The organism is Flavobacterium sp. N1994, assembly GCF_025947145.1.
Taxonomy (GTDB): domain Bacteria; phylum Bacteroidota; class Bacteroidia; order Flavobacteriales; family Flavobacteriaceae; genus Flavobacterium.
In genome coordinates, this window is the sequence record NZ_CP109999.1 from 2,530,152 (window position 1) to 2,555,859 (window position 25,708).

The following is a 25,708-nucleotide window of genomic DNA, read 5'->3' on the forward strand; positions in this document are numbered from 1 at the left end:
CACTATATCTTTTTCTTTGACAAGAAAAAGGATGTCGTTCCAACCGGGGCTAGTTAGAAAATTTTCTCCCTTTCCAATAAAAATTTCCAAACAAAGAGTAAATCCCAACTAAGCTTGAGAAGACAGGGTATAGAACACTGCTAGCTATTGGCACAAAAAACTTTCCATTTCTTAAATAGGTGTTGGACTTATAAAGAAGTAAATAATCAACAACGTATTTTATTATGAAGGTGCTTAGGAGTATTTTATACTCTAAGTAACAGAGCATTGATAACAGAGCGCCTATTACTAAGCTAAGATTCATCAATAGCACTATTACTGCCAATGATTTGGCATAACTACTACTATAACTACTGGTTTTGCTTGCCCAGCGAACGCGTTGCATGAAGAGTTTGGCCAAGTCGTTTTCGGGTTTGGTTTTTACTATGACATCGGTATTTTTTAAATAATGCACTTTTTCTTTATTGACTCTAATGGCTTTTTGTAATAATAAAACATCGTCTCCACTAGCCTTGTCATTGATGCCGCCAAATCCTCCGATTTCCGTAAAGAAATTTTTGGTGTAGGCAAAATTAGCTCCGTTACACATAAACGGTTTTCCAATGCCAAAACTGCCTATTGTAGTTCCTTGTAAACTCATCAAATCCAATTGCTGAAAATGATGGAACCAGTTGTTTTTAGCTTTATACACTACGGCTCCCACTATCATAAAAGGGGTATTTTTTTGAATGTAGTGGTCTGAAGTCAGTAGCCAATTGGGGTTGACAATGCAATCCGCATCCGTAGTAACAATCCAATCGTGTTTAGCAATAGGCATAGCTCTGGCGATAGCGTCTTTTTTGGGAGAATAGGATAAGCGTAAATTCTCCAAAAGGGTAGTGTCGAGATGTTCATAATCTAGGCGCCATTTTATGCAAACGCGTTCTGAAGTATCTGTTGAAAAATCATCTACCATGATGATTTCTATCAATTGATGAGGATAGTTTAATTGGGAAATGGAGTGTAATAGTTTTGGCAGATTCTTTTCTTCGTTTCTAAAAGGAATCACAATGGTGAAGGCTGTTTTTGGAGTGGCATTAGTTCCTTCGAAAGAGTTGATTTTATTGAATCCGAAAATTAACTGCAGGATGAAAACAGCGTAAACTGCTACAATAATTAGTAATACTATTGAAATTAGCTCCATTTTGGTTTGAATTTAAGTACATAATAACTTCCAATGATGACGGGCAAAACGACATTTAAAAACCACATTAGTGTGGAAATAAATACCACAATCCATTCGTTGACGCCAAGTTTTCCGAAGAAAAAAACCGCCATGCTTCCTTTTACGGCAAAGTCTAAAAACTGAAAGCTTGGTAAAGAAGAAGCTAAAAAATAGACTGTTGCAATGCTTGCCATCATGGTTAGATAAGGTAAATCTACATCAAAAGCTAGAAATAAAAAATAGTATTGATGCGAAAAAACTAAATAGCGTAAGGTTCCTAGAAGGATGTTTTTACGATGAATGGGTTTCGGGATTTCATTGATTTTATAAAGGAGTTTTTGAATGGAATAGCCTTTAATCTTGATGTTTTTTGAGAGGAAAGAAGCAAAAACCAAGAAGCAAGAAATTCCGATAATAGCTAAACCCCATTTCCAATAACCGAGAATAAATAACCCAATAGTTCCGAAAAGTACCGTTAGAATCATTTGGATTCCGTTGCAAATGAGGTTAAGGAAAATGATTTTTTTGGTTTTCAGTTTTTCAAAATACAAAGCTTTCCCGGCGTATTCTCCGAGTCCGTTTGGGGTGAAAATCCCAGCAGTTAAAGCGCCGAGTACTTGTTTAGTCGATTCGCCAATGGTAATCGGTTTAAAGAAAGAAACTAGGTTTTGCCATTTTAGAATTTCAAGATACCGATTGACAAAGCTAAAGCTCAATAAAAAGAGTATGCCTAAAACCGATTGCTTTTCTTGAAGTATTATTACGAATTTGTGCCAGTCGAGTTTATCATTTTGAGCTAATTGTTGCCAGATGAAATAAAAGGCAGCAGTTACAATCAAAAGTTTGATAATAAAAACGCTGAATTGCTTAGCTTTGTGAGGAATTGAAATCATTGGTACAAAATAACGAAAATAAAAATTGGCAAACGAACGCATCATATTAGGAATTGACCCAGGAACCACTATAATGGGATTTGGATTGATCAAAGTGGTTAATAAAAAAATGGAGTTCCTTCAGTTGAATGAATTGATATTGAGCAAATATGATGACCATTACACCAAGTTGAAAGTAATTTTTGAACGTACCATCGAATTGATTGAAACCCATCATCCTGATGAGATTGCGATTGAAGCACCGTTTTTTGGAAAGAATGTGCAATCGATGTTGAAATTAGGAAGAGCGCAAGGAGTAGCAATGGCAGCCGGTTTATCACGACAAATACCAATTACCGAATACGAACCTAAGAAAATAAAAATGGCGATAACTGGTAACGGAAATGCCAGCAAAGAACAGGTAGCCAAAATGCTTCAACAGCTTTTAGGTTTAAAGGAATTACCAAAAAATCTGGATTCTACTGATGGTTTAGCAGCAGCGGTTTGTCATTTCTTTAATTCTGGAAAAGTTACTGGAACTAAAAGCTATTCGGGTTGGGATGCTTTTGTGAAACAAAATGAAGAGCGTATTAAAAAATAGTGTCAGGTATCTACATCCATATCCCTTTCTGCAAACAAGCGTGTCATTACTGTGACTTCCATTTTTCGACTTCTTTAAAGAAGAAAGACGAAATGATTTTGGCATTGTCTAAAGAAATTCAGATGCGGAAATCCGAGTTTAAAGATGAAGTTGTTGAAACCATTTATTTTGGTGGAGGAACGCCTAGTATACTTGACATTTCTGATTTGAAGTTGCTAATGGATACTGTCTATTCTAATTACAATGTGGTAGAAAATCCGGAAATCACTGTTGAAGCCAATCCAGATGATTTATCAGAAGAACGCATTATCGAATTATCACAAAACAAAGTCAATCGATTAAGTATCGGAATACAGTCTTTTTTTGAAGACGATTTGAAGTTGATGAACAGAGCTCACAATGTTGATGAAGCCAAAAAATGTTTGGAAATAGCTACAAAGTATTTTGATAATATAACCATTGATTTGATTTACGGGATGCCTAATATGAGCAATGCCCAATGGCTTCAAAACATCAAAACGGCTTTGTCTTATAATATTCCCCATATTTCTAGTTATGCTTTGACAGTTGAGCCTAAAACGGCTTTGCATTCGTTTATACAAAAAGGGATTATACCGCCATTAGATGATGAAGTAGCACAAGAACATTTTCACTTGCTTTTAGATAAACTAGAGGAAAACGGATTCATCCATTATGAGTTATCTAATTTTGGGAAAGAGAACTATTTTTCTAAAAACAACTCGAGTTATTGGTTGGGCAAAAAATACATTGGTATTGGTCCGTCAGCTCATAGTTATGATGGTGAAAAACGGGGATGGAATGTGTCGAATAATGCACTTTATTTGAAATCGATTCAAGAGAATCAATTGCCTTTGGAAACCGAAATATTATCTAAAACAGACCGATACAACGAATACATCATGACCGGTTTGAGAACGATTTGGGGTGTTTCTTTAGACAGAATTGAGAAAGAATTTGGGAAAACTTATTTAGATTATCTAAACCAACAAGCGGCGAAATATATTGAAGACCATTTACTTTTTGTAGATGATAACATTTTACGAACTACCAAAAGTGGGAAGTTTTTAGGAGATGGGATTGCGAGTCATTTGTTTTTGCTAAATTTGGAATAATGAAAGCACTAATTAATAACACCTTTGAAATCGATTTGTCAAAACCTATTGATATTTCGATTCCTTTATCTAATACAGACCAAAATCCGATTGCTTGGTATATTGAAAAACCAGTGATGGAACCCGTTCGCTTTGGTGATTGGGTTGGAAAAGTTTCTGAAGGGAGTTCGACAAATTTCAACAATATTTTTTTTAATCCTCACGGGCACGGCACTCATACTGAATGTTTGGGTCATATTACTCGAGAGTTCTATAGTATCAATCAATGTTTGAAACAGTTTTTCTTTTCAGCCGAATTAATTTCAGTGGAACCCATGAAAAGGAATGATGATTTGGTTATCACCAAACAACAAATTGAAAAGGCATTAGGAGGGAGAAACCCCGAAGCTATTATCATCAGAACTTTACCGAATTTAGAAAGTAAAAAACATAAAAACTATTCCAAAACTAATCCTCCTTATTTGGAAGAAGAAGCTGCGATTTTCATCCGCGAAAGCAGAATTAAACATTTGTTGATTGATTTACCCAGTGTGGATAGGGAAGAAGATGAAGGAAAATTATTGGCACACAAAGCGTTTTGGAACGTAAAAGACGTCAATAATTTGAATGCCGATGCCAGATGGGATTGCACGATTACTGAGATGATTTTTGTAAACGATGAAGTTAAAGATGGAAGTTATATCTTGAATTTGCAAATTGCTTCTTTTGAAAATGATGCCTCCCCTTCAAAACCCGTTTTATATAAGATATGATTACCGTTTCTAACGACAAAAGCAAACTCAATGTTCCGTTCATTCAAAATTTCCTAAAGGATATTTATTGGGCGGCTGGAAGGACGATTGAAGAAGTACAAATTACTATAGACGCGTCGTTTTGTTTTGGAATTTATTTGGATAACGAACAAATTGGCTTTGCACGTGTTGTCACAGATTATGTCGTGTTTGCTTATTTAATGGATGTTTTTATTGATGAAGCTCATCGAGGGAAAGGCTATTCTTCACTATTGATTGACGCTATGATGAAGGAACCCCAATTGCAACAAGTAAAGATTTGGAGGCTGGCTACTTCAGATGCTCATTTTTTATATGAGAAATTTGGTTTTACTTCGTTGGCTCACCCAGAGAAAATGATGGAAAAAGTTATAAAATAAGAGTATGAATATTCAGCAACTTTACGAATTCTGTTTATCCAAAAAAGCAGTTACGGAACATTTTCCGTTTGATGAGGATACTCTTGTATTCAAGGTTGGAGGAAAAATGTTTTGTCTGACTTCCTTAAAAGAATGGGAAAATGGAACACCTTCTTTGAACTTAAAAGGGGAGCCAGAAAACAATGCAGAACTTAGTGCACAATATGAAGCTATAAATCCAGGATATCACATGAGTAAAATACATTGGGTAACTGTTGATTTCAACAGCGATGTTTCCGATAAAATGATGTGCGAATTAATCAATCAATCCTATGATTTGGTTTATAGAGGCTTGACTAAAAAGGGTCGAGATGAAATAGAAAAGGAAGCTAATTAGCTTCCTTTATTTTTACATGGATTTCTTTTGTTTTGCTACAAAACCATCGGCTTGGAGTTTGAGCAACTCGGTAGCACCTTTTTTCTTGTAGTTGTATAATTCGCGATCTTCTTTGATATCAGCATATACTTTATCGTAAATCTCGGCATCCGTTTTCTTTTGCAGTTCGCTTTGGTAACGATTTTGTGAAATTACGTTTTTGATGCCCATTTCTTTGTCTTCTTGTTTAAAGTCGAATTCCCCTTTTGGCGATAATAATTTGGCGATAATTGGAGAAGTTTCGATTGCCAAGAACAACAGCATAATAAAGAAGGAAGGCAACCAAGGCAGTTTGTTTAAGGCATTTATTCTGGCCATTAATCCGTCAAAGCTGTCAATTATGGGTTGCGTGTCGGTTACTTTTTTATCTACATCAGCTTGAAGCGTTTTGGCTCTAGCTTCTTTCTCGGCAATGATTTTAGCATTGTTTATTTTTAAAGAATCTAATTGTTTGGCAGCCAAATCATGAGCCATTCTTTTTTCTTTGTAGATAGGACCTTTCCCCATTTTCTTAGTTCCCGCTGAACCTTCCGCTTCAGTGATATAGGATTGATATAAATCGGCCACTTCTTTTTCTTTTTTAGTTATGCTCGATTTCAAACTGTCCATTTCAGCTTTGTTTTTATCAACATCACTTTTGAAATAATTGGTTACCTGATTTTTATTGGCTACAGCCAATTCATTTTTTTCTTTTAATAAAACCGTATTGATTTCTTTTTCAAAAATTTTGATTTCTAATGGTTTTGAAATTACTATCGCAATAATAACTGCTAGAACAATTCTTGGAGAAGCTTGAATCAATTCGTCTAAAAAGTTCTCTCTTTTTTTGATGGTAGAAACGATAAATCGGTCGAGATTAAAAATTAAGAGGCCCCAAATTAATCCGAAAAAGACAGCCGTATAAAGGTTGTCAAAAACAGTAAAGAGCGCATAACTACTGGCAATAAAAGCCATAACTGCTGTAAAGAAAACGGTGGCACCTATGCCAGCGTATTTGTTTTGTTCGCCGTTGGAACAAGAGTTCACAATGTCACTATCGACACCTGAACACAGGAGGAAGAAACGTTTTAACATGATGATTAATTTTATTCCCGAAACGGGTTCGAGAAAGTTGATGATTGATGATATACAAATATAACGCCAAAAATTTTAAATTATTGTAACGGGCTGATGTTTAATAAAAAAACCCGCTGGTTTAGAGCGGGTTATATAATTTAGTAGAGGTAAAATTATTTACTTAATTCCACAAAATATTTGTAGAATAACGGAATCGTTTCAATCCCTTTTAAATAATTGAATACTCCGAAATGTTCGTTAGGCGAGTGAATAGCATCGCTATCTAAACCAAATCCCATTAGGATTGTTTTTGATTTTAATTCTTTTTCAAATAAGGCAACAATGGGAATACTTCCTCCGGAGCGAACCGGAATAGCTGGAACGCCAAAAGTCTCTGTGTAAGCTTTGTTGGCTGCTCTATAGCCAATACTATCAATAGGAGTTACATAACCTTGGCCACCGTGATGAGGTTTTACTTTTACAGTTACGCCACTTGGTGCAATACTTTCAAAATGTTTGGTAAATAATTCGGTGATGGCTTCCCAATCTTGATGAGGTACTAAACGCATCGATATTTTGGCATACGCTTTACTGGCAATTACTGTTTTAGCTCCTTCGCCTGTATAGCCACCCCAGATTCCGTTAACATCTAAGGTTGGACGAATGGAGTTTCTTTCATTGGTTACATATCCTTTTTCTCCATAAACATCATTTAGGTCTAAGGCTTTTTTATAGTTTTCTAAATTGAATGGGGCTTTGGCCATCTCAGCTCTTTCTTCTGCCGACAATTCTTCTACATTATCATAAAATCCGGGAATGGTAATATGATTATTTTCATCATGAAGTGAGGCAATCATTTTGGCTAAAACATTTATAGGATTCGCTACAGCTCCACCATACAAACCAGAATGTAAATCACGGTTAGGTCCGGTAACTTCTACTTCAACATAACTTAAACCACGTAGACCTGTTGTAATGCTTGGTTGTTGGTTGGAAATCATTCCAGTATCTGAAATTAGAATTACATCGCAACTCAATTTTTCTTGGTTTCTTTCTACAAACCAGCTCAAGCTTTTTGACCCAACTTCTTCTTCGCCTTCAATCATGAACTTCACATTACAAGGCAGATTGTTATTGGCAATCATATATTCAAATGCCTTAACGTGCATATACATTTGCCCTTTGTCATCACATGAACCTCGAGCAAATATGGCGCCCTCTGGATGAATTTCAGTAACTTTTATCACGGGTTCAAATGGAGGAGAGGTCCACAATTCCATTGGATCTGGCGGTTGTACATCGTAATGACCATATACCAAAACAGTTGGCAGGTTTTTGTCGATGATGTGTTCTCCAAAAACTATTGGATAACCTGGAGTTTCGCAAATTTCTACATGATTACAACCTGCTTTTTCTAAAGAAGATTTTACCGCTTCCGCAGTGGCAATCACATCATGAGCATAAGCACTATCAGCACTTACAGAAGGTATTTTTAATAATTCAATTAATTCATTGATAAAACGTTCGCGGTTTTGTTGAACGTAATTTTTTATGTTGTCCATGGATTTAAGTTTGATAAAAACCAAAAGTACAAAAATGCTTTAGATTTTTTTTAAATATTTTCCTTTGAAAGTTTGAAGTTATGATTATATTTGCACTCACGATTTCGCGGGTATGGTGAAATTGGTAGACATGCCAGACTTAGGATCTGGTGCCGCAAGGCGTGTAGGTTCGAGTCCTATTACCCGCACTCAAATAATCTCTAAAGCGTTGAATTTAAACGATTTAGAGATTTTTTATTTTAATATTCCCCGATTATTCCCCGAATTATTGTTTTTTCTGTTAGTTCATTTAATTTCATTAAATTCGATTAATTATAATAAAAACGATTAAATGGCACTTAAATTTTTTAATATTCTTGATATACGAACATTTTCAGAAAAGTCAGAAAGTGAACAAAAAACAATATTAATTGAAGCAAAAATTTATATAAAAGGTAAAAGCATTCCAATCGACTTTAGCTTGCAAGAGGGAGAAATTTGGGGAGGTAGTAATAATTATCCAAAGTACCTAGGTCAAGATTTTGAATTTGATGGAGTAAATTACAAATTAAATGATGATTTTTTAAATGAAGTATTTAATGAATGTGTTGAATATATTAAATTTCAACACGCTCCAATAATTGAAAATAATATAGAAACTATAAAACTTCAAGCAGAATTTTCTGGAGATAGTTTTATTTCGGAAATGCTTCAAAATGAAATTAAAAGTTACAATAATTATCTTCAAAAAAAACTCTTTAAAAAACTCCATAATTCAGATTTTGAAAATGAGCAACAGCATTTTGATATACTTAAAAGTTTCCTAAGTATAAATTGGTATGATTTATCAGATTATTTATTTGGATTAAAAAATATTCAAAATTATCATATTGTTTCAACTTACTACAGTTATGTAAGACAGAGTCGAATACTATTTTTTTTAAAGTCGAAAAAAGAAATAGATGAAATGGTTGAAATAGATAATCAAAAATTCAGCAGACCAAAATTTATTGCAATGCTAAATGAATTAGGTTTTTTTAAATGGGAAGCGATTAAAGATTTATCCAATGACCAAAAGGCAAAAATTATTTTAGCGTTACTTCAGCAAGATTATAATAACAAAAACACTATTCATAATGTTGTAAAGAATTTTCAAGCACTAAATCCACAAAGTGAATTAAATCCCAAAAAATTTACTGCAAATACCCACATAGAAGCGGTAAAGAAGATTTTAAATGCAATAAATAACAAATTGTAATTGTGTCTATTTGAATTTGGTGGAATAAGTTAGTGGATTCCACCCCTCTTAATGTGAATTAATTTTGACTCATAATAATTCAAACAAATTAATATTATGAGAGAAACAATCCAAATCGAAAACATCAATTCAGAGGATTTCAAAAACGAAATCATTAATGGTGTAGTTGAGCAAATGAGAAATTTGACTCAAAATTCTACTGCAAAAACAGAAACCGACACGCTTCTCACACGAGAAGAAACTGCAAAATTACTTTCAATTTCTTTAGTTTCCCTTTGGAGCCTAACTAAGCAAAATGCGTTTCCAGTTTATCATATTGGTAAAAGTGTTAGGTATAAGAGAAGTGAGGTTCTCAACGCATTGCAAAATAAATCTACAAAAATCTAAATTTATTTTACAATGAACGACGATAGTATAAACTATGATAAAGATGTATTGTATCATCTTAATCAAATTGCTCTTAATTGTGAAAATTTACAATTGAACTACAACCGTGACCGCATAATTATTCGTTATGCACAAAACACAATTGAATCCATACAGATAATTGAAAAATTATATCAATTCAGCACTAACTCAAAATTGATTGAAATAGGTAGAAGAGTAAATGAATTATTTGAATCTGATGCGGATTTAAGTAAAGTAATAATCGTATTAGAAAACACAAAACGTATGACAAACCCAAGCGGTATAGCTTTTTTAAATTTTATGCTATGAATGATATTGAACAATATATAAGAGTAGGAACTGACTATTACAGAATAGTTGAGATTCCATTGACCAACGACAAATTAAAAGTGTTAAAAAAATGGAATAAGCAGACTATAATTGACGATTATGGTAAATCTAAAATTGATGAGATTGCAAAATTTAAAGGGTTTTGTATAATTCCATCACACATTCAATTTGAGGGGGTAATTAATGGTTTTTACAATAAATATGAACCGTTATCGTATAAGCCAATCCAAAACGGCAAGTGGGCAAAAATAGAATTTTTCTTGAAACATATTTTTGGAGAGCAATATCTATTGGGATTAGATTATCTAACCTTGCTTTGGAGAAAACCAACACAAGTATTGCCGATTTTGTGTTTGGTAAGTAGTGAAAGGAATACTGGAAAAACGACTTTTCTAAATCTTCTTAAATATATTTTTGAGGGTAATATGACTTTAAATACAAACGAAGATTTCAGAAGTAGATTTAATTCTGATTGGGCGGGTAAGCTTATAGTTGCCATTGATGAAGTTCTACTTGATAGAATAGAAGACAGCGAAAGGATTAAAAATTTATCAACGGCTAGATATTATAAATCAGAAGCAAAAGGGAAAGACAGAGAAGAAGTTGAGTTTTTCGGGAAGTTTATTTTGTGTTCTAATAAAGAGGAAAACTTTGTTAAATTGGATAATAATGAAATCAGGTATTGGGTTCGTAAAGTACCTAGTTTGCAAAATGGTAGTGATACAAGATTGTTAGAGGAAATGAAAAAGGAAATTCCAAGTTTTACTTATTTTCTCTCTAACCGAGAAATGGAAACTACCGAAAAAACTAGGATGTGGTTTGCAAAAGAACAAATTTACACAGAAGCTTTAAAAGTGTTGATTCAAGGAAATAAAACAACCATTGAAAAAGAAATAGAAGAATTAATTCTTGATGAATTAGCATTTTTTGAAAAAGAGGAACTTTGCTATACAGCGCAAAACATAGTTGAAATGCTAGGTAAAAGGAATTTAAAAGTAACTAACAATTACGTTAAGACTATTCTCAATGATAAGTTTAATTTAGTGTACGAAAAAAACAGTAGCTATCAGTTATACCGTTCGGATTATTCGACCCCAGAATTTTTGGATTTCACAAACCAAAAGGGCAGGTATTATAGATTTACTGTAGATGTTTTTAACGAAAAACTGTTGAAGCGTTGAAATATGCCTTAAAACATTGATAATTAATTGCTTTTGGTTTCAAAACATAATCAACAATAGGTCAACACTAATAATATTATTAGTGTTGAAACCAAGTTGACATTGTGTTTATCGATAAACTATTAAAATATAGAAGCTTAAAGCTTTTTTCAACAAATCAACGCCAAATTTAATTTATTATGAAACTTAGGTTTGTTCAATGAGGAATTAAATAGAAGCTCTAAATCTACTCCAAATGCTTAAAATGTTTCTCGTTTTTATACACCAAACACAATATACTTGGCAATACGATTAGCAATAAAGGCATTGCAATTAGAAATCCACCAATGACTGCAATCGCCAAAGGTTGGTGTAATTCTGAACCTGTACCTATTCCAATTGCTAAAGGCAAAAGCGCAATTATAGCCCCTAAAGCCGTCATTAATTTTGGACGCAATCTCGTTGAAATGGAATAGATTATTGATTGATTTACGTTTCGAGTTAATTTGAATGTTTCTCTAAATTGCAGAAAAGTAAAAATGGCATTTTCTGATATAATACCAACGATCATAATAATACCAGTATAACTTCCAACATTTAAGGGAGTTCCAGTTATAAAGAGCAATATGTAGCTTCCTGAGATGCCTAACACAGAAATTAGAAGTATAGTTAAAGCAATTCTAAAATCTCTAAACAAAAATAAAATAACACCAAAAATCAACAAGGATGAAGCTATTAAAATCATTAATAATTCTCTAAAAGATTGCTGTTGGTCTTTGTAAGCACCAGCATATTCAATATAATAGCCACTTGGCAAATGAATGTCATTAGTAACTTTAGTCTGAATTTCTTGCATGACACTTCCCAAATCTCGGTTGTCTAATCGTCCTGTTATGACACTCATCATTTGAAGATTTTCACGCTCAATTTCAGCAACACCCTTTTGGACAGAAATTGTAACCAAACTCGAAATAGGTATAGATTGTCCGTTGGGTAAAAATATTTTGAGTTGTTTGATATCTTCTAAACTTCGTTTCTGACCATTAGCATAAATCAATCTGATTGGCGTTTGTTTTTCATTTTCTAATAAACTGCCAACAACGTTACCTTCCAGTGCTGTTTGCATTTGAAATTGCAAATCGGTTGGTGTAATTCCATACTGAGCCAATTTTGAATAATTCGGTTCAATATTTACAGCTGGTCCAGCCAAAATGATGCCATCAAAAACATCAGCAGTTCCTTTTACTTTTTCAACAATGGCAGTAACTTCTTTGGCTATTTTTTGCAATTCTGCTTGGTTGTTTCCATAAACTTTTACTTCGATTGGCGAAACCGAACTCATTAAATCTCCCAACATATCGCCAATAACCTGCCCAAAATCTATGCGCAAGGCAGGTTGAGTGGCTTCAACTTTGGCACGAATTTCATCAATAACATCGTTACTGGTTTTGCTTCTGTCTTTTTTTAACTGAATTAAATAATCACCTCGATTGGGTTCAGTTATAAAAAAGCCCATTTGCGTTCCTGTTCTTCTGCTATAAGCTTCAACTTCGGGGACTTTTATAATTATTTTTTCTACTTCGGTAAGCATTCTATTGGTTTCTTCAAGTGAAGTTCCCGGTGGACTTTCATAATCCAAAATGATACTGCCTTCGTCCATTTCGGGTAAAAACCCTGTTTCTAAATTGGGTAAAATGATAAAAATAGAAAGCACTAAAACGATACAAAATACAATGCTTACAATGGGCTTTTCTATAAAATAAGCAACCCACTTTTGAGTTTTTACTTCATGTATTTCGACCGTTTCTTGTTTTTCAGAAGTTGTTTTTTCTTTTTTAGAAAGCAACAAATAAACTACTGGAAGCAACAACCAAGTAACAAAGAACGAGCAAACCAAAGTAATAATCATAGTATCAGTCAACACTTTGAAATAGGAACCTGCAACACCACTCATCAAAACAAAAGGGAAAAATATCACAATGGTACTAATGGAAGAACCCACCATTGCAGGGAATAAATAATGAATCGCTTTTTGCAAAAGTGTTACCGTTGGTTCGTCAGGATGCTCTTCGTGTGTTCGGTGAATTTGTTCAACAACTACAATAGCATCGTCTATAATCAATCCCAAAGCCGCTGCAATCGCACCCAAAGTCATAATATTAAACGTTCCTCCCGTGAGATACAAAACAATAAGTGTTAACCCTAACGTTACAGGAATCGTTATCAAAATGGTGGCACTTGCTTTGGCAGACTTCAAAAACAGTACAGCAACAATTATGGCTAATAATAATCCGATTAACAAACTATCGGTAACACTTTTTACCGCATCATTTACAAAAGTAGCTTGCTGATAATAAGGCGTTATTTTGATTCCGTTTGGAAGTATTTTTTTTAATTCTTCTAATTTAGAATTCATGGCATCTGTCAACGAAATCAAATTGGAATTGGGTTGCTTAATTACAGCTACCAATATACTTTCCTTGCCATTGGCATTCACTTTTATGTATTCTTTTGCTTCCTTAATTTCAACAGTTGCAATGTCTTTTAGGGTGACAATTCCTTTTCCGTTATTGCTGATAACTAGATTTTCGAGTTCGTCTTTTTTATCCACTTGCGCATCAGTAATGGTTAAATACAAATACCGATAATCAGACAAATACCCATTCGATTTGATAAAGTTGGTTTGACTTAAAACTTGCGAAATAGCATTGGGTGTTATCCCGAGCGCAGTCATTTTGTTAAAATCTAATGCCAACCAATATTCTTTTTCTTTACCACCAATAATCCGTATTTCGGAAACACCATCAATTTGAGAAAGGAATGGTTTGATTGTAAAATTGGCTATTTTTTTTAACTCAATCGCAGATTTCCTTTTACCTTCAATCGCATATCCAATAACCGGAAGAATAGAAGGGTTCATTTTCTCGACCGTGATTTGAGTATCTGGCGGTAAATCATTTTTAATTTGATTAATTTGAGCTTCAATTCTGGTTTTGCTCAAATCAATATCGGATTTCCAATCCATAAAAGCCGAGATTTCACAACTTCCGCGACTGGTTGTACTGCGAACAGTTTTTAAATCTTGTACTTTTTTAATGGCATTTTCCAACGGCTTGGTTACCGTAATCATCATTTTGTCGATGGGTTGTTGTCCTGCATCGGCAATGATTTTAATTTTCGGAAAGGTAATTTCGGGAAACAAACTCGTTTGCATTTTAGAATACGCAAAAAATCCTCCCAAAATAATTAGAAAGATTACGGCACTTAAACCATTTTTATGTTTTACAAAAAAGTTGTTCATTACAATTCCTTTTTAATCACTTTTACCTTAATAGTATCTGCAACACCATAATTTCCAGTAAGTAAAATTTTATCTTCACGAGTTAAAACGGGTGAGATGATTTCAATTTTATCTTCAGTTTGAATTCCTTTTTTAATAGGGACTTTAATTGCTGTATTGTAGTTTATCATTTTCATAATCCAAAAATCAGTTTCCGTTTCATCACTCAATACAGCCGATTTTGGTAGCGATATTGTTTTGGAATTAGATGATTTGTTTATTCTAACTTTTACAATTAAATTCTCTGGAATATCTTGTTTGCCATTTATTTTTAATACAACATTCTGAGTTTGTGAAGTTGCATCAACCGTTGGCATAAATTTTTGAACTGTTGCTTTTCTTGTAGTGCCATCGGGCAAAGCAACATTCAATTGTTGCCCAACTACGATATATCTTTTCAGTTCATAGGGCAAACTCAATACTATTCCAAAACTTTTAGTGTCATTTATTGTCACCAAAGCATCACCATCCTGAACATAATCTCCATGTTGCACATTAACCATCGTTACAATTCCGTTAGTGTTAGAGCGAACTCGAATAGCACCACCAAAGTTGAGTGTTGGATCTATTTTATTAATGGTGTTTCCCAACACTTTTGCTTCACGAGTTTTGATTGAAAACAATTCCTTTCCGTTAGTTACAAAATCGTTAACCGAAACATTAACCGAGTTCAAATAACCTGTTGCATTGGCTTTTATAGTATTTTTTACCAAATAGGTTGCCGTTGCATTAAGGTCAATATAATTTGCAATTCCCGAAGTGTCAATTGTAGTTAAAGTTACTGGAACGCTTGCATCAATTGGTTTTTCTACTACATTGGTATCTTTACAAGAAATAAAGAAAGTAGTGATTAGAATAAAATATAGGATAGATTTTTTCATAATATTATTCATTAGAACTCCAATAATTGATTTCATTAATGAGTTGAAGTTTATTGATTTTATTTTGCGAAATTGAATTGTTTATAGTAATCACATTGCCAATAGCAATTACAAAATCGGTGATTTGAGCATCGCCTGTCAGTAACAATTTTTTATTTGCTTCAATCAGTGCATCCACAATTTGAAGTTGGGATTGTAATTGATTTTCAATGGCAACTGCTTGTTTTAATTTCTGATTGAGCATCAATAGTTGTTGTTGATACTGTTTGTTGAAATTAGCTTTGTAAGCTAAATTAGTTGCCAAGGCAGTTTCATTCTTTTGATGCTGCAATGATTTTTTATTGCCATCATAAATAGGAACCGACAAACCCAAACCAACACTAAGTCCAAAATTTTTGTGGGCTTCATAAGTAAGACTTGATAAATAGCCTGCATCACCTATTAATGACAAGGATGGTTTATAAGCATTATCAATTAGTTTGTTTTGGTTGATAATTTTAAGACTATCTACTTCAAATTGTTTTGCAAATACAATTTTGTCAGCAGATTGGATTGTCTTTAGCGTAACATCGGGCTTTTTTAAATTCACGAAAGTGGTATCGGCTTCTCCCGATAAGTAATTGAGCAATCCCAAATCATTTTGATATTGCTGCTTCAATTGTAAAACTTGTAATTCCTGTTGCTTTATGGTAGAAAGGAAAACCAAATAATCGGTTTGTTTGTATATGGAATTTTGGGTTAACTTCTTAAGAATGGTAGCTTCATCTTTGAGTAATGATGCCATTTTTTGGTTGTAATCCAATTGTTCAGCACTTCCCGAAGCAGTAATGTATTGAGCAGTAATTAATTTGTTTACATCTTTACTGGCGATTTTTTTGTTTAAAACTAATGATTCTTTGAGCAGTTGAAAACTTTCCGCTTGCGAATTAACTTGGTTTTTACCAATAATTTTTTTATTTACGCCAACTAGTCCTGAAATAGTTTGTCCATTACTTAAAGCCGTGTCATATCCAAAACCATTCAAAACTGTAGCATAATTTGCATTTAAGTTTCCTGCAATTTGAGGTTTATAATTGGCTTTATTCAACAAACTATCTATGGAATTCGATTTAATTTGATTGGATAAATCTTTTAGCAAAGGTGAATTTGTTTGTGCTTTTTCCATATAAAAGCGTAAGTCCTTTTCTTGCGAAAAAGACTTGACACTAAACAAAACAAGGATGAAAAAAAAGGTTGATTTCATTGTATTAATTTACTCAAAATCAATTAGTATTACTTAGCACTTTCAACTACCAAAACAACAAAAGAATTTGGAATTAAACTAGCGCGTGGTTTTGGATTTTCTGTTGTTGGTTCTGGTTTAGCACCAAAATCAGCTGTCGATAAATACAATTGGTCAGTCGATTTATTTAAGGCAATGGTTCTAGCCCCCTTTTGTGTTTTTACTGTTTCCTGAACTGAAAAGGCATTTGCATTTTCTTCTTTGACAACGGTAATAGTTCCTATTCCATTGGAACTAAAAGCCAATTTCCTTTTGGCATCAAAAGTCACTCCATCACAACCATCATCAATTGGTAAGGTTTTGATGATTTTCCCATTAGTGGCATCAACCACAATCATTAAATTATTACCACAAACCGAGAACAATCTGTTCGTTTCCAAATCTATGGCAAGCCCCGACGGTTCATCTCCAGGAGCGATGCTCCAAGTAGCAATCACTTCAAGAGTTTTGGTATCAATGGTTTTGATTTGGTTTTTATCTTCAATATTTACATAAATCAATCCTTTGGCGTTGGTCACAGAAAATTCAGGTTTGCCATCAAGCGGAATGTTTTTTATAATTTTATTGGTAACAGCATCAATAACTGTGGCATCACTGCTTTTGGCATTATAAGTAAATACCTTTTGCGAAAATTTATCATATAGAACAGCATCTGGTTTTTGTCCTTGAATAATAACTTTTTCAATTAGTTCAAAAGTGGTAAGATTAACAATCGTAACAGCATTGTCTTTGCCATCTGTAATAAACGCTTTATTCAAATCATTGGCAATAGCAATACCATGAACTCCTTTAGTATCGGGAATGGTCGCTATGGTTTTATCGGTTTTTAAATCAACCACATTCACCACACTCCCGTGCGACACAAATAAGTGTTGGTTTACATCGTCAACGGCAAGATAGTCCCATCCTTCATCGCCAACAATATTGATTTTTTTAGATACTTTATACGTTTGCGCTATGCAACTACTAATGCAAAAACTTATAAATAGAAGGGAAATTATTTTTTTCATAGTCTTATTTTTAAAGTGTAAATATCTGAATTACTTTTAGTTTAAATGGTTATTTTAGATTTAAAATCATGCCTAAGCCCATTTGATTTCCGTTATAAAAAGGAGCAATCATTCCTGTACTGATATTCTTTTTAGATTTAAAAATATGTTTATTTACATAAGGGAAAATCCAGTAAGCCACTTTAGTACTTAAAATTCCTATTCCAGCACCTGCGGCTACATCTGTTAACCAGTGTTTATTGTTATAAATTCTGAAAAATCCTGTTCCAGTAGCTACAATATATCCTGATATTCCATACCAAACAGAAACATCTTTATATTCTTGCCACATAAATTCTGCTCCTGCAAAAGCTGTAGCGGTATGACCTGAAGGAAATGAATTAAAACCACTCCCATCGGGGCGTTCCACTTTGGTTAACGACTTTAAACCCATCACTGTGCCTGACATTAATAAGTAAGATGTACCAAGAATTATACTCCTGTTACGCAAATTGTTTTTGCCTTTTATTCCGCATAAATTTAAAGCATAAACCGACAATGCGGGAGCGTATTGTGAATAATCATCAATGGTAAGTTTACCATCAATGTCGTCTGTCACTTCATTTCGTATTCCTAAATTGAAATCCTTTAAATCATCACTTGCTAAACCAATAACTCCATAGCCAATCAATAAGGTTGGAATAATTAATTGTTTATATTTAAACTTTAAATTTTCATTGCTTATGCTGTCTTTTTTTGACAGTTCCTGCGCATTTAATAAATAAAATGGGAGTACTAAAATTAGTGAAATTAGGTTTTTTTTAGGGATGCTCATCAAAATTGATATTTACTATTTCTTAATTTGAATGACACAAATATGGAATACAATTCTATTTTAAATCTATGTGAGTTTAAGAAAAATTATATAAAAAAAGGAAGCCAGTTTTTATACTAACTCCCATTTTATTTTAAAACTAAAAGTTTAAAATTATTCTTTTACAGCTGTGCCATCTGCTTTAAAAGCAAGGCTTTTACTTTTTAATCCTTTTTTCAGGTCAACTTCATAAATGATTCCGTGTTTAGCAGTTTCCGTTTTATCTGCTTCTGCAATTTTCCAATCACTATATTTCATTTTAACGTTAGCTAAAACGGCTGCGGGTAAACTTGAAGCTTTAATTTCTTGTTCCGTTTCTAACCAAGTACCATCTTGACCGAAATTAGCAGAAATTTTTTCGCCATTGAGCGTGAATTCTGCCTCCCATTCCTTTGGACCTTCCTTACCCCAACTAACTTTCGTTGCCGTAGGGAATTTTTTCGTAAAAGCATCAGATACCACTTTTGGTGGTGTGCTTGCAAAAGAGCAACTGTATATAAATACAATTGCTAAAATCATCATTACTTTTTTCATAATCTCTTTATTTTATTTTATTGTAAATTATTTTACAGTACAAACCTAATAATCAAATCTATTTTGATTCTATTCTAATACTGTAGCAATTGTTATTTATTCGTTAATGTAAACCGATGCCTATTGGCAATGAACTTATATTTTAGCGATAGTCCACTTACTTCAGCGATTTCATTTGCAATGGATAAACCCAATCCAATGGATAAATGTGAGGTGGAGTTTTTTTGAAAACGTTTAAAAAGTAATGCCATGTTCAATGGTTCCTCAATACCTGTGTTATGTATAGTTAGACTAGTTGCTTTAATAAAAATCACAATACTTCCCTCTGCTACATTATGTCTAATGGCATTTTGTAGCAAATTATTAATTAGTATCAAACATAAATCTGGGTTCATAGTAATTAAGAAATCTTCTTCGATGTTTTTGAGCACGACTATTTTATTAGCTTTAATATGCTCTTCAAATAAAACTAACGAGTTATCAATAATTTTTTCGACAGACACCTTTTCAGTAGTTTTAAATTGTCTGTTTTCAATTTTAGTCAATAATAAGAGGGATTGGTTTAAACGTATTAATTTAGAGCAGGCATCTTCAATACCGGCTATTAACTTCATTTCATAGTCTTTCAAATTCTCTGATTGAATTAGCAAATCAACCTTGGATTTTATCACTGCCAATGGCGTTTGTATTTCATGCGAAGCATTTTCCGTAAATCGTTTTTGACTGTTATAATCGGACATCATTTTATCCATCAATGCACTGAGGGAATCATTCAAAGCTGAAAATTCTTTTATAGTCGTTGATTCAAAATTAGGTAACGCATCGTCACTGGCACGAAATTCCTTTAAGGAAGATACAGTCTTGTAAAATGGTTTCCACAAGGTTTTAGAAACCCAAAAATTAATAAGCATCGAAATCAGAAAAAGAAAAAACAATATAAAAACAAGCAGGTAAAATATCCCTCTAACCAATTCGTCAAATTCTATAGTGCTACGCCAAATCTTAATTTGATAATTGGTATTTCTAAAGGAAACATTGGATGTAATCATCCTGTTCAGTGCTAGTTCATTTTCTTTTTTATCCAAAATTAACGTATCTGCAAACACAGGTTTAGCTACTGATTTAGGATTAAATTTGGAAATGGTTTTAATTTGAGCTTCACCGCTTTTGGTGATTAACTGCAAAGCTACTGCATCATTTTCTTTTAAGTATTGCTCAACTTGTGCTGAACGATTTAATAGTAACTCATTATTTCCATCCTGCACCTCTTTTGTGACGATGTAATAACAAACAAAACCCGACAATATTAATATTGGAATGCTGAATATCAGGTAGTAAAGACTGGTTTTAGCTAGTAATTTCATTCCGCAGTTTTAAAATTATAACCTATTCCGTAGATGGTTTTCAGATAATCTTCACATTTTTTTTCCAATAACTTTTTCCGAAGATTTTTTACATGATTGTATATAAAATCAAAATTATCCAATCTATCGGCGTTGTCTCCCCAAAGATGTTCCGCTAAAGCATTTTTACTGACGACACGATTTTTATTGGCTATAAAATAAAGCAACAAATCGTATTCTTTAGAGGTCAAAATCACTGCTTTATTATGCACAAAAACACTTCTTTCAACTGGAAGAATTTTAATTTCATTGACAATAATTTCTAAATTACCATCAAAACTTTTTCGTCTAATTAAAGCTTTTATTCGGGAATTAAGTTCCGACAAATGAAAAGGTTTAGGCAAATAATCATCGGCGCCTAAATCTAAACCATAAATCTTATCATCAAGCGAATTTTTTGCCGAAATGATAATAACACCAGCTTTTGATTTTTTTAGCTTTATCTCTTTGATTAAATCCAATCCGGAACCATTGGGCAACGTAATATCTACCAAAATGCAATCATAGTCATACATCGCTATTTTCTGCTCGGCTTTACCATAATCAGAAGCAACTTCAACAACATTTCCTTCCATTTCAAAGTATTGTTGGATACTTTTTTGCAATTCCAATTGGTCTTCGATTAATAATATTTTCATGGTTGGTGAAGTAAGTAGTAATACAAATCTACAGTAAATTATATAATTGTATTTATTGAACTACGAACCGCAAAACTTTAGATTTCGTCGCCATAGTAATTTTACAAAAGTAAGTACCCGAATTCAAATCAGAGATAGCAATAGAACCTGAATTAATTTCATCGTTTGATATTGCCATTTGTTTTATGGTTCTACCTAATGTATCATAAATAAAAAGTTGCGTAGGCTCATTATCTGAATTCACATAGGTAAACTTCAACTCTTTATTTTGAATAGGATTAGGGGCTATGGTAAATTTAATATCTGTTAAACTAGAATCTCCAATACTTAAAGGACTTGTTGTAGCTAACCAAATAATGGTATTCATTAACAGTTTTTGATGATTTCCACTTGCATCAACAATATAACCATTATAAAGTGTGTCACCACTATCACCAGTCCCATCATCGGGAATTGAACTATCGCCAATAGCAACCACTTTTCCATTTTGATAAGTTGCTGAAGCACATAATACATTGGTTAATCCAATTGCACTTGAGCCAGTTTTATATACTAATCCAGTTGCAGTGTTATTTTGAGTTGTATTTAAGGTCATTGTTGTTCCGCCTGACCATTTTACTTGTGTAACATTCCCTGCTGTTCCATGAAGAATGGAATTTGCAGGAATATTGGCAATATTTGAAGAGGTTTGAGAAATGTCATTATAATCAAATGCAATTCCAAAAGGATTATTTTGGATGGTGTTATTACTCATCAAATCATTTAAAACTTGTGGAGCATCAACACCATCATTATTCCTGTCAGAGATAGTATGATCGGCAATAATGCACAATCCACCGCCATTTTGAACAAAACTTATAATAGCAGCTTTCTCGGTGGCTGTAAATGAAATATTAGGCTCATCAATTACAAATACTTTGTAATTACTCAAATCCTGCAAATTAGAAGTTAAGCCATAAGTTATTTGACCATTATAAGGCAAACTTTCTACTACATAGCCTTGTTTTACACAATCAATTCCCCAATTAGACAATCCACCATTCCAATAATCTTCGGGAGTTGATGCGGTTATATTAGATTGCAAAGGAGTTGGTATTCTTTGCGGGTTGGCTTCATTTCCAGTTCCAACTATTGCAGGACCAGATGAAAACCCTATATTGTGTGTATCAGAATCAATAACCCAATCTGCATTTCCTGCACTTTCGGCTTTGGAGGCATCAAATAAAATTTTGATTTGAGCATTAGTATTTACTGATAAAATTATAAAAGCAAAGAGTAAAATGTATTTCATCTAAAATTATGATTTTAATTTTGATTACAAAATTAGAATTCAATTCTATCGTAATTCTATGTTAATACAAAACATTACTCTAAAGTTGAATGAAAACAATTAATGTATAGTACAAAATTTATGTAGCAGTTAAGGAATGTGGATTAGATAACTTGGAGAATTTAATTACGTGACAATATAATACGTTTTGCAAACATAGTCAACAAGCATTGCAATCCTTTTCATAATCATTGCAATTCAATTGCAAACTCACTAATCACGCATTGCAAAAACGCTAGGCGTAAATTGCAATCCTTTTCATAATCATTGCAATTCAATTGCAAACTCACTAATCACGCATTGCAAAAACGCTAGGCGTAAATTGCAATCCCCTTAATAATCATTGCAATTTACCTGCAAACTCACTTATAACGCATTGTAATAACGCACAATACGCATTTCAAGCACGCTAGACGTTAATTGCAAACCTTTTAATAATCATTGCAACTCCCTTAAATGACCATTGCAAACCCCTCAATAACCATTGCAAACTCGCCTAACAATCATTGCAATGCCCCACAATAATCATTGCAATTCAATTGCAATTCCCTCAATAAGTATTGCAAACTAGCTTATTGCACATTGCAAAACCATTGCAATAGAATTGCAATCGTATTCAATACACGTTTGTAAACTGTTAAAAATTAAAACTAAAATCCAGTTATATAATACTATTCTTTAGTATTTTTAGACATTAAAATCTTTAACTGTTTGCAATGCCTATATTTCAGAATTCAGTAATATCAAAATACTTAAAAAGTCAAGATAAAACACTACTTGCAAAACGATGGAATGATTACAAAAATCATTTTCACAATGTTACTATTCAAGACAATATCAGAAACAGCAAAGAGGAACAATATCAGGGAGAATTTCTAATTGACTTATTCGTTGCAATCTTAGGTTATACAAAAAACCCTCAACCAAATTTTAACCTTACAACTGAATATAAAAGCGTTAAAGACAGTAAAAAAGCAGATGGAGCTATATTGATAGATGATAAAGTAAGAGCTGTTATTGAACTTAAAGGAACAAACACAACTGATTTAGGAAAAATAGAAACACAAGCATTTGGATATAAAAACAATCAACCCGATTGTATCTATATAATAACTTCTAATTTTGAAAAATTACGGTTCTATATTGATAATGCAATTGAGCATTTAGAGTTCAATTTATTTACCTTATCAGAAAAAGAATTTGAATTACTGCATTTGTGTTTAGCGCATGAAAACCTTTCAAAAGGCATTGCAAAGAGCATCAAAGAGGAATCTTTGAGCCAAGAAGATTTAATTACCAAGAAACTCTACAAAGATTATTCATTATTTAAGAGAGAATTGCATCAAAACTTGGTTTTGCAAAACCCAAATTTTGAACCAATTGAACTTTTTAAAAAGTCTCAAAAACTACTTGATAGATTTCTGTTTTTATTCTTTGCAGAGGACAGGCAATTGTTACCGCCTAACTCGGTGCGATTAATATTGAATGATTGGAGGGATTTGCAAGAGCGTGATGTTGAGATACCATTATTTGAACGTTTCAAAAAATACTTTGAATACCTTAATACTGGTTATAAAGGCAAACGGTATGATGTATATGCTTATAATGGTGGATTGTTTAAGCCTGATGAAGTTTTAGACAATATAATTATTGATGATGAATTGTTATATAAACACGCTTTGCAATTATCCGAATACGATTTTGCAAGCGAGGTTGATGTCAATATATTAGGGCATATTTTTGAAAATTCATTGAATGAGTTGGACGAAATAAAAGCGCAACTTGAAGGTACGACAGTAGAAAAAGCAACAACCAAACGAAAGAAAGATGGCGTTTTTTATACGCCCAAATACATTACAAAATACATTGTTGATAATACCATTGGTAAACTTTGCACCGATAAAAAAGCCGAGCTTAAAATAATTGAAGAAGATTATTTTACCGATAAAAAAAGAACCAAAACCACCAAGCAACCATTACTAGAAAAATTAACTAATTACCGAAACTGGTTATTGCAAATTACCATTTGCGACCCAGCCTGTGGAAGTGGTGCATTTTTGAACCAAGCACTAGATTTTTTAATTACCGAACACAGATATATTGACGAATTGCAAGCCAAGTTGTTTGGCGATGCAATGGTATTAAGTGATGTTGAAAAAAGCATATTAGAAAACAATTTGTTTGGGGTTGATTTAAACGAGGAAAGTGTTGAGATTGCAAAGCTTTCATTATGGTTAAGGACAGCACAACCAAACAGAAAACTAAATGACTTAAACAACAATATTAAATGTGGTAACTCACTTATAAACGATATTACTATTGCCGGAGAAAAAGCATTTGATTGGCAAACAGAATTTCCTAAAATATTTGAAAAAGGAGGTTTTGATGTAATTATTGGAAATCCGCCTTGGGGTGCAAAGATTGACAATTTAAGCACTGATTTTCTTGTAAAAAATTACCCTTTAGTACCTTCAAAATTAAAAGATACTTACCTGTATTTTATGTTACTTTCATTAAGAAACTTAAAAGAAAAAGGAATATTAGGGTTTATTGTTCCAAATACTTGGTTGTTAATAAACAACACTTCTGAATTTAGAAAATATTTATTGAGTTTTAATATTTCCCAAATTGTTGACCACGGAGATGCAATTTTTGAAGATGCTATTGTAGAAAGTTCAACAATTATAATGAGTAATGAAATTAAAGAGAATGGTAACGTATTAGCCATAAAACAAAGGGGTAATAAAGAAATCATAAATCATTATGTTGAAAAATCTATTTGGTTAAGTATAGGCACTAAAACAAAAAGTAATAAATAAACCAATCACAAAACGCCTCAAAACGCCTTTATTTTCAGGGTTTAACAGGGTAAATACCTATTTTAGATACAAAAAACAAAATGTGATTAAGTATATATTAATTACCCTTTAATTAGCAGTTAATTAATAATTAAATAGATTGTAGAGCTATTAACTACCACAATACGGACAAATGTAGTAAATAATAGTATTTAGCTCTTAAAATAACTAAAAATAAGCCTCCTAATCAGGAGGTTTTTTTATGTTGGCGCAATATTGCTCAAAAGCTTAAAAAACTATGGATGGACATTTGGATGGACATTTGGATGGACAAAAAGACTATGTTTTTGTAGGTTTAAAACACTAATAATATACCTAAACACATAAAAAGCGCAATATTTCTAAAAACTCAAAGGGGATAAATGCAAACATATAAAACAAAAAAAAGGGCTTAAAGCCCTATAAATACTAGCATATAATATAATTAACTAGAGAAATATTTAAAAAAAGT

23 protein-coding genes and 1 tRNA gene are annotated in these 25,708 nt (G+C 32.8%); 11 read left to right on the forward strand and 13 right to left on the reverse strand.

The window, feature by feature from the left end; genetic code table 11:
- Positions 1–49 precede the first annotated feature (49 nt).
- Positions 50–1,183 carry a glycosyltransferase family 2 protein gene (locus tag OLM53_RS11270; RefSeq protein ID WP_264520331.1) on the reverse strand — a complete coding sequence of 378 codons (1,134 nt, stop codon included), beginning with the start codon at positions 1,181–1,183 and terminating at the stop codon, positions 50–52.
- A complete protein-coding gene (locus OLM53_RS11275) occupies positions 1,174–2,097 on the reverse strand; it encodes a hypothetical protein (RefSeq protein ID WP_264520332.1) in 924 nt (307 codons plus the stop codon). The genes OLM53_RS11270 and OLM53_RS11275 overlap by 10 nt, the downstream gene beginning before the upstream one ends.
- 25 nt (positions 2,098–2,122) lie before the next feature.
- Here OLM53_RS11275 and ruvC point away from each other — a divergent pair, with 25 nt between their 5' ends.
- From ruvC to OLM53_RS11300, 5 genes are read left to right on the forward strand one after another with little or no spacing between them, the layout of a single operon-like run.
- Positions 2,123–2,677 carry a crossover junction endodeoxyribonuclease RuvC gene (gene ruvC / locus OLM53_RS11280; RefSeq protein WP_264520333.1) on the forward strand — a complete coding sequence of 185 codons (555 nt, stop codon included), beginning with the start codon at positions 2,123–2,125 and terminating at the stop codon, positions 2,675–2,677.
- Entirely contained in the window at positions 2,677–3,810 is a 1,134-nt protein-coding gene (gene hemW, locus OLM53_RS11285; RefSeq protein ID WP_264520334.1) for a radical SAM family heme chaperone HemW, read from the forward strand. Before ruvC ends, hemW begins: the two co-directional genes overlap by 1 nt.
- On the forward strand, positions 3,810–4,562 hold the full coding sequence (locus OLM53_RS11290) for a cyclase family protein (RefSeq protein ID WP_264520335.1): 753 nt from the start codon (positions 3,810–3,812) through the stop codon (positions 4,560–4,562). The genes hemW and OLM53_RS11290 overlap by 1 nt, the downstream gene beginning before the upstream one ends.
- A complete protein-coding gene (locus OLM53_RS11295) occupies positions 4,559–4,960 on the forward strand; it encodes a GNAT family N-acetyltransferase (protein ID WP_264520336.1) in 402 nt (133 codons plus the stop codon). Before OLM53_RS11290 ends, OLM53_RS11295 begins: the two co-directional genes overlap by 4 nt.
- Before the next feature lie 4 nt (positions 4,961–4,964).
- The gene (locus OLM53_RS11300; RefSeq protein ID WP_264520337.1) at positions 4,965–5,336 is read left to right on the forward strand and encodes an MmcQ/YjbR family DNA-binding protein; all 372 of its coding nucleotides are present in this window, start codon (positions 4,965–4,967) and stop codon (positions 5,334–5,336) included.
- A 12-nt stretch (positions 5,337–5,348) separates the two neighbouring features.
- On the opposite strand, the gene OLM53_RS11305 is transcribed toward OLM53_RS11300, so the two are convergent.
- Together OLM53_RS11305 and OLM53_RS11310 are read right to left on the reverse strand one after the other, a co-directional pair.
- Entirely contained in the window at positions 5,349–6,449 is a 1,101-nt protein-coding gene (locus OLM53_RS11305) for a DUF4407 domain-containing protein (RefSeq protein ID WP_264520338.1), read from the reverse strand.
- A 155-nt stretch (positions 6,450–6,604) separates the two neighbouring features.
- Positions 6,605–7,993: a dipeptidase gene (locus tag OLM53_RS11310; RefSeq protein WP_264520339.1), complete on the reverse strand. Its 1,389-nt coding sequence runs from the start codon at positions 7,991–7,993 to the stop codon at positions 6,605–6,607.
- Between the two features lie 106 nt (positions 7,994–8,099).
- Here OLM53_RS11310 and OLM53_RS11315 point away from each other — a divergent pair.
- From OLM53_RS11315 to OLM53_RS11335, 5 genes are all read left to right on the forward strand, one after another.
- Positions 8,100–8,181, forward strand: a tRNA-Leu gene (locus OLM53_RS11315).
- Positions 8,182–8,324: 143 nt separating this feature from the next.
- Positions 8,325–9,230 (forward strand): hypothetical protein, encoded by a 906-nt coding sequence (locus tag OLM53_RS11320; protein WP_264520340.1) that lies wholly within the window; start codon positions 8,325–8,327, stop codon positions 9,228–9,230.
- A gap of 96 nt (positions 9,231–9,326) precedes the next feature.
- Positions 9,327–9,617, forward strand: coding sequence for a helix-turn-helix transcriptional regulator (locus OLM53_RS11325; protein WP_264520341.1), 291 nt, complete (start codon positions 9,327–9,329; stop codon positions 9,615–9,617).
- 12 nt (positions 9,618–9,629) lie between these two features.
- On the forward strand, positions 9,630–9,947 hold the full coding sequence (locus tag OLM53_RS11330) for a hypothetical protein (RefSeq protein ID WP_264520342.1): 318 nt from the start codon (positions 9,630–9,632) through the stop codon (positions 9,945–9,947).
- The gene (locus tag OLM53_RS11335) at positions 9,944–11,149 is read left to right on the forward strand and encodes a primase-helicase family protein (protein ID WP_264520343.1); all 1,206 of its coding nucleotides are present in this window, start codon (positions 9,944–9,946) and stop codon (positions 11,147–11,149) included. Before OLM53_RS11330 ends, OLM53_RS11335 begins: the two co-directional genes overlap by 4 nt.
- A 226-nt stretch (positions 11,150–11,375) precedes the next feature.
- Here the strand turns inward: OLM53_RS11335 and OLM53_RS11340 are convergent, their stop codons facing one another.
- From OLM53_RS11340 to OLM53_RS11380, 9 genes are all read right to left on the reverse strand, one after another.
- Positions 11,376–14,429, reverse strand: coding sequence for an efflux RND transporter permease subunit (locus OLM53_RS11340; RefSeq protein ID WP_264520344.1), 3,054 nt, complete (start codon positions 14,427–14,429; stop codon positions 11,376–11,378).
- Entirely contained in the window at positions 14,429–15,385 is a 957-nt protein-coding gene (locus OLM53_RS11345) for an efflux RND transporter periplasmic adaptor subunit (RefSeq protein WP_264520345.1), read from the reverse strand. The genes OLM53_RS11340 and OLM53_RS11345 overlap by 1 nt, the downstream gene beginning before the upstream one ends.
- Positions 15,354–16,592, reverse strand: a complete 1,239-nt coding sequence (locus tag OLM53_RS11350; RefSeq protein ID WP_264520346.1) for a TolC family protein — start codon at positions 16,590–16,592, stop codon at positions 15,354–15,356. The genes OLM53_RS11345 and OLM53_RS11350 overlap by 32 nt, the downstream gene beginning before the upstream one ends.
- Before the next feature lie 29 nt (positions 16,593–16,621).
- A complete protein-coding gene (locus OLM53_RS11355; RefSeq protein ID WP_264520347.1) occupies positions 16,622–17,641 on the reverse strand; it encodes a YncE family protein in 1,020 nt (339 codons plus the stop codon).
- A gap of 49 nt (positions 17,642–17,690) precedes the next feature.
- Positions 17,691–18,455: a phosphatase PAP2 family protein gene (locus tag OLM53_RS11360; RefSeq protein WP_264520348.1), complete on the reverse strand. Its 765-nt coding sequence runs from the start codon at positions 18,453–18,455 to the stop codon at positions 17,691–17,693.
- Between the two features lie 153 nt (positions 18,456–18,608).
- Positions 18,609–19,028 carry a PepSY-like domain-containing protein gene (locus tag OLM53_RS11365; protein WP_264520349.1) on the reverse strand — a complete coding sequence of 140 codons (420 nt, stop codon included), beginning with the start codon at positions 19,026–19,028 and terminating at the stop codon, positions 18,609–18,611.
- Between the two features lie 92 nt (positions 19,029–19,120).
- A complete protein-coding gene (locus OLM53_RS11370; protein ID WP_264520350.1) occupies positions 19,121–20,392 on the reverse strand; it encodes a sensor histidine kinase in 1,272 nt (423 codons plus the stop codon).
- The gene (locus OLM53_RS11375) at positions 20,389–21,069 is read right to left on the reverse strand and encodes a response regulator transcription factor (RefSeq protein ID WP_264520351.1); all 681 of its coding nucleotides are present in this window, start codon (positions 21,067–21,069) and stop codon (positions 20,389–20,391) included. Before OLM53_RS11375 ends, OLM53_RS11370 begins: the two co-directional genes overlap by 4 nt.
- Positions 21,070–21,121: 52 nt before the next feature.
- On the reverse strand, positions 21,122–22,360 hold the full coding sequence (locus OLM53_RS11380) for a T9SS type A sorting domain-containing protein (RefSeq protein WP_264520352.1): 1,239 nt from the start codon (positions 22,358–22,360) through the stop codon (positions 21,122–21,124).
- 755 nt (positions 22,361–23,115) lie between these two features.
- Here OLM53_RS11380 and OLM53_RS11385 point away from each other — a divergent pair.
- Positions 23,116–25,218, forward strand: coding sequence for a BREX-1 system adenine-specific DNA-methyltransferase PglX (locus OLM53_RS11385; RefSeq protein WP_264520353.1), 2,103 nt, complete (start codon positions 23,116–23,118; stop codon positions 25,216–25,218).
- Positions 25,219–25,708 lie beyond the last annotated feature (490 nt).

Bases quoted from the DNA above. Each gene is read 5' to 3' on its own strand.
- OLM53_RS11270 (WP_264520331.1), bottom strand. From the start codon at position 1,183: ATGGAGCTAATTTCAATAGTATTACTAATTATTGTAGCAGTTTACGCT.
- OLM53_RS11275 (WP_264520332.1), bottom strand. From the start codon at position 2,097: ATGATTTCAATTCCTCACAAAGCTAAGCAATTCAGCGTTTTTATTATC.
- OLM53_RS11290 (WP_264520335.1), top strand. From the start codon at position 3,810: ATGAAAGCACTAATTAATAACACCTTTGAAATCGATTTGTCAAAACCT.
- OLM53_RS11295 (WP_264520336.1), top strand. From the start codon at position 4,559: ATGATTACCGTTTCTAACGACAAAAGCAAACTCAATGTTCCGTTCATT.
- OLM53_RS11300 (WP_264520337.1), top strand. From the start codon at position 4,965: ATGAATATTCAGCAACTTTACGAATTCTGTTTATCCAAAAAAGCAGTT.
- OLM53_RS11305 (WP_264520338.1), bottom strand. From the start codon at position 6,449: ATGTTAAAACGTTTCTTCCTCCTGTGTTCAGGTGTCGATAGTGACATT.
- OLM53_RS11310 (WP_264520339.1), bottom strand. From the start codon at position 7,993: ATGGACAACATAAAAAATTACGTTCAACAAAACCGCGAACGTTTTATC.
- OLM53_RS11320 (WP_264520340.1), top strand. From the start codon at position 8,325: ATGGCACTTAAATTTTTTAATATTCTTGATATACGAACATTTTCAGAA.
- OLM53_RS11325 (WP_264520341.1), top strand. From the start codon at position 9,327: ATGAGAGAAACAATCCAAATCGAAAACATCAATTCAGAGGATTTCAAA.
- OLM53_RS11330 (WP_264520342.1), top strand. From the start codon at position 9,630: ATGAACGACGATAGTATAAACTATGATAAAGATGTATTGTATCATCTT.
- OLM53_RS11335 (WP_264520343.1), top strand. From the start codon at position 9,944: ATGAATGATATTGAACAATATATAAGAGTAGGAACTGACTATTACAGA.
- OLM53_RS11340 (WP_264520344.1), bottom strand. From the start codon at position 14,429: ATGAACAACTTTTTTGTAAAACATAAAAATGGTTTAAGTGCCGTAATC.
- OLM53_RS11345 (WP_264520345.1), bottom strand. From the start codon at position 15,385: ATGAAATCAATTATTGGAGTTCTAATGAATAATATTATGAAAAAATCT.
- OLM53_RS11350 (WP_264520346.1), bottom strand. From the start codon at position 16,592: ATGAAATCAACCTTTTTTTTCATCCTTGTTTTGTTTAGTGTCAAGTCT.
- OLM53_RS11355 (WP_264520347.1), bottom strand. From the start codon at position 17,641: ATGAAAAAAATAATTTCCCTTCTATTTATAAGTTTTTGCATTAGTAGT.
- OLM53_RS11360 (WP_264520348.1), bottom strand. From the start codon at position 18,455: ATGAGCATCCCTAAAAAAAACCTAATTTCACTAATTTTAGTACTCCCA.
- OLM53_RS11365 (WP_264520349.1), bottom strand. From the start codon at position 19,028: ATGAAAAAAGTAATGATGATTTTAGCAATTGTATTTATATACAGTTGC.
- OLM53_RS11370 (WP_264520350.1), bottom strand. From the start codon at position 20,392: ATGAAATTACTAGCTAAAACCAGTCTTTACTACCTGATATTCAGCATT.
- OLM53_RS11375 (WP_264520351.1), bottom strand. From the start codon at position 21,069: ATGAAAATATTATTAATCGAAGACCAATTGGAATTGCAAAAAAGTATC.
- OLM53_RS11380 (WP_264520352.1), bottom strand. From the start codon at position 22,360: ATGAAATACATTTTACTCTTTGCTTTTATAATTTTATCAGTAAATACT.
- OLM53_RS11385 (WP_264520353.1), top strand. From the start codon at position 23,116: ATGCCTATATTTCAGAATTCAGTAATATCAAAATACTTAAAAAGTCAA.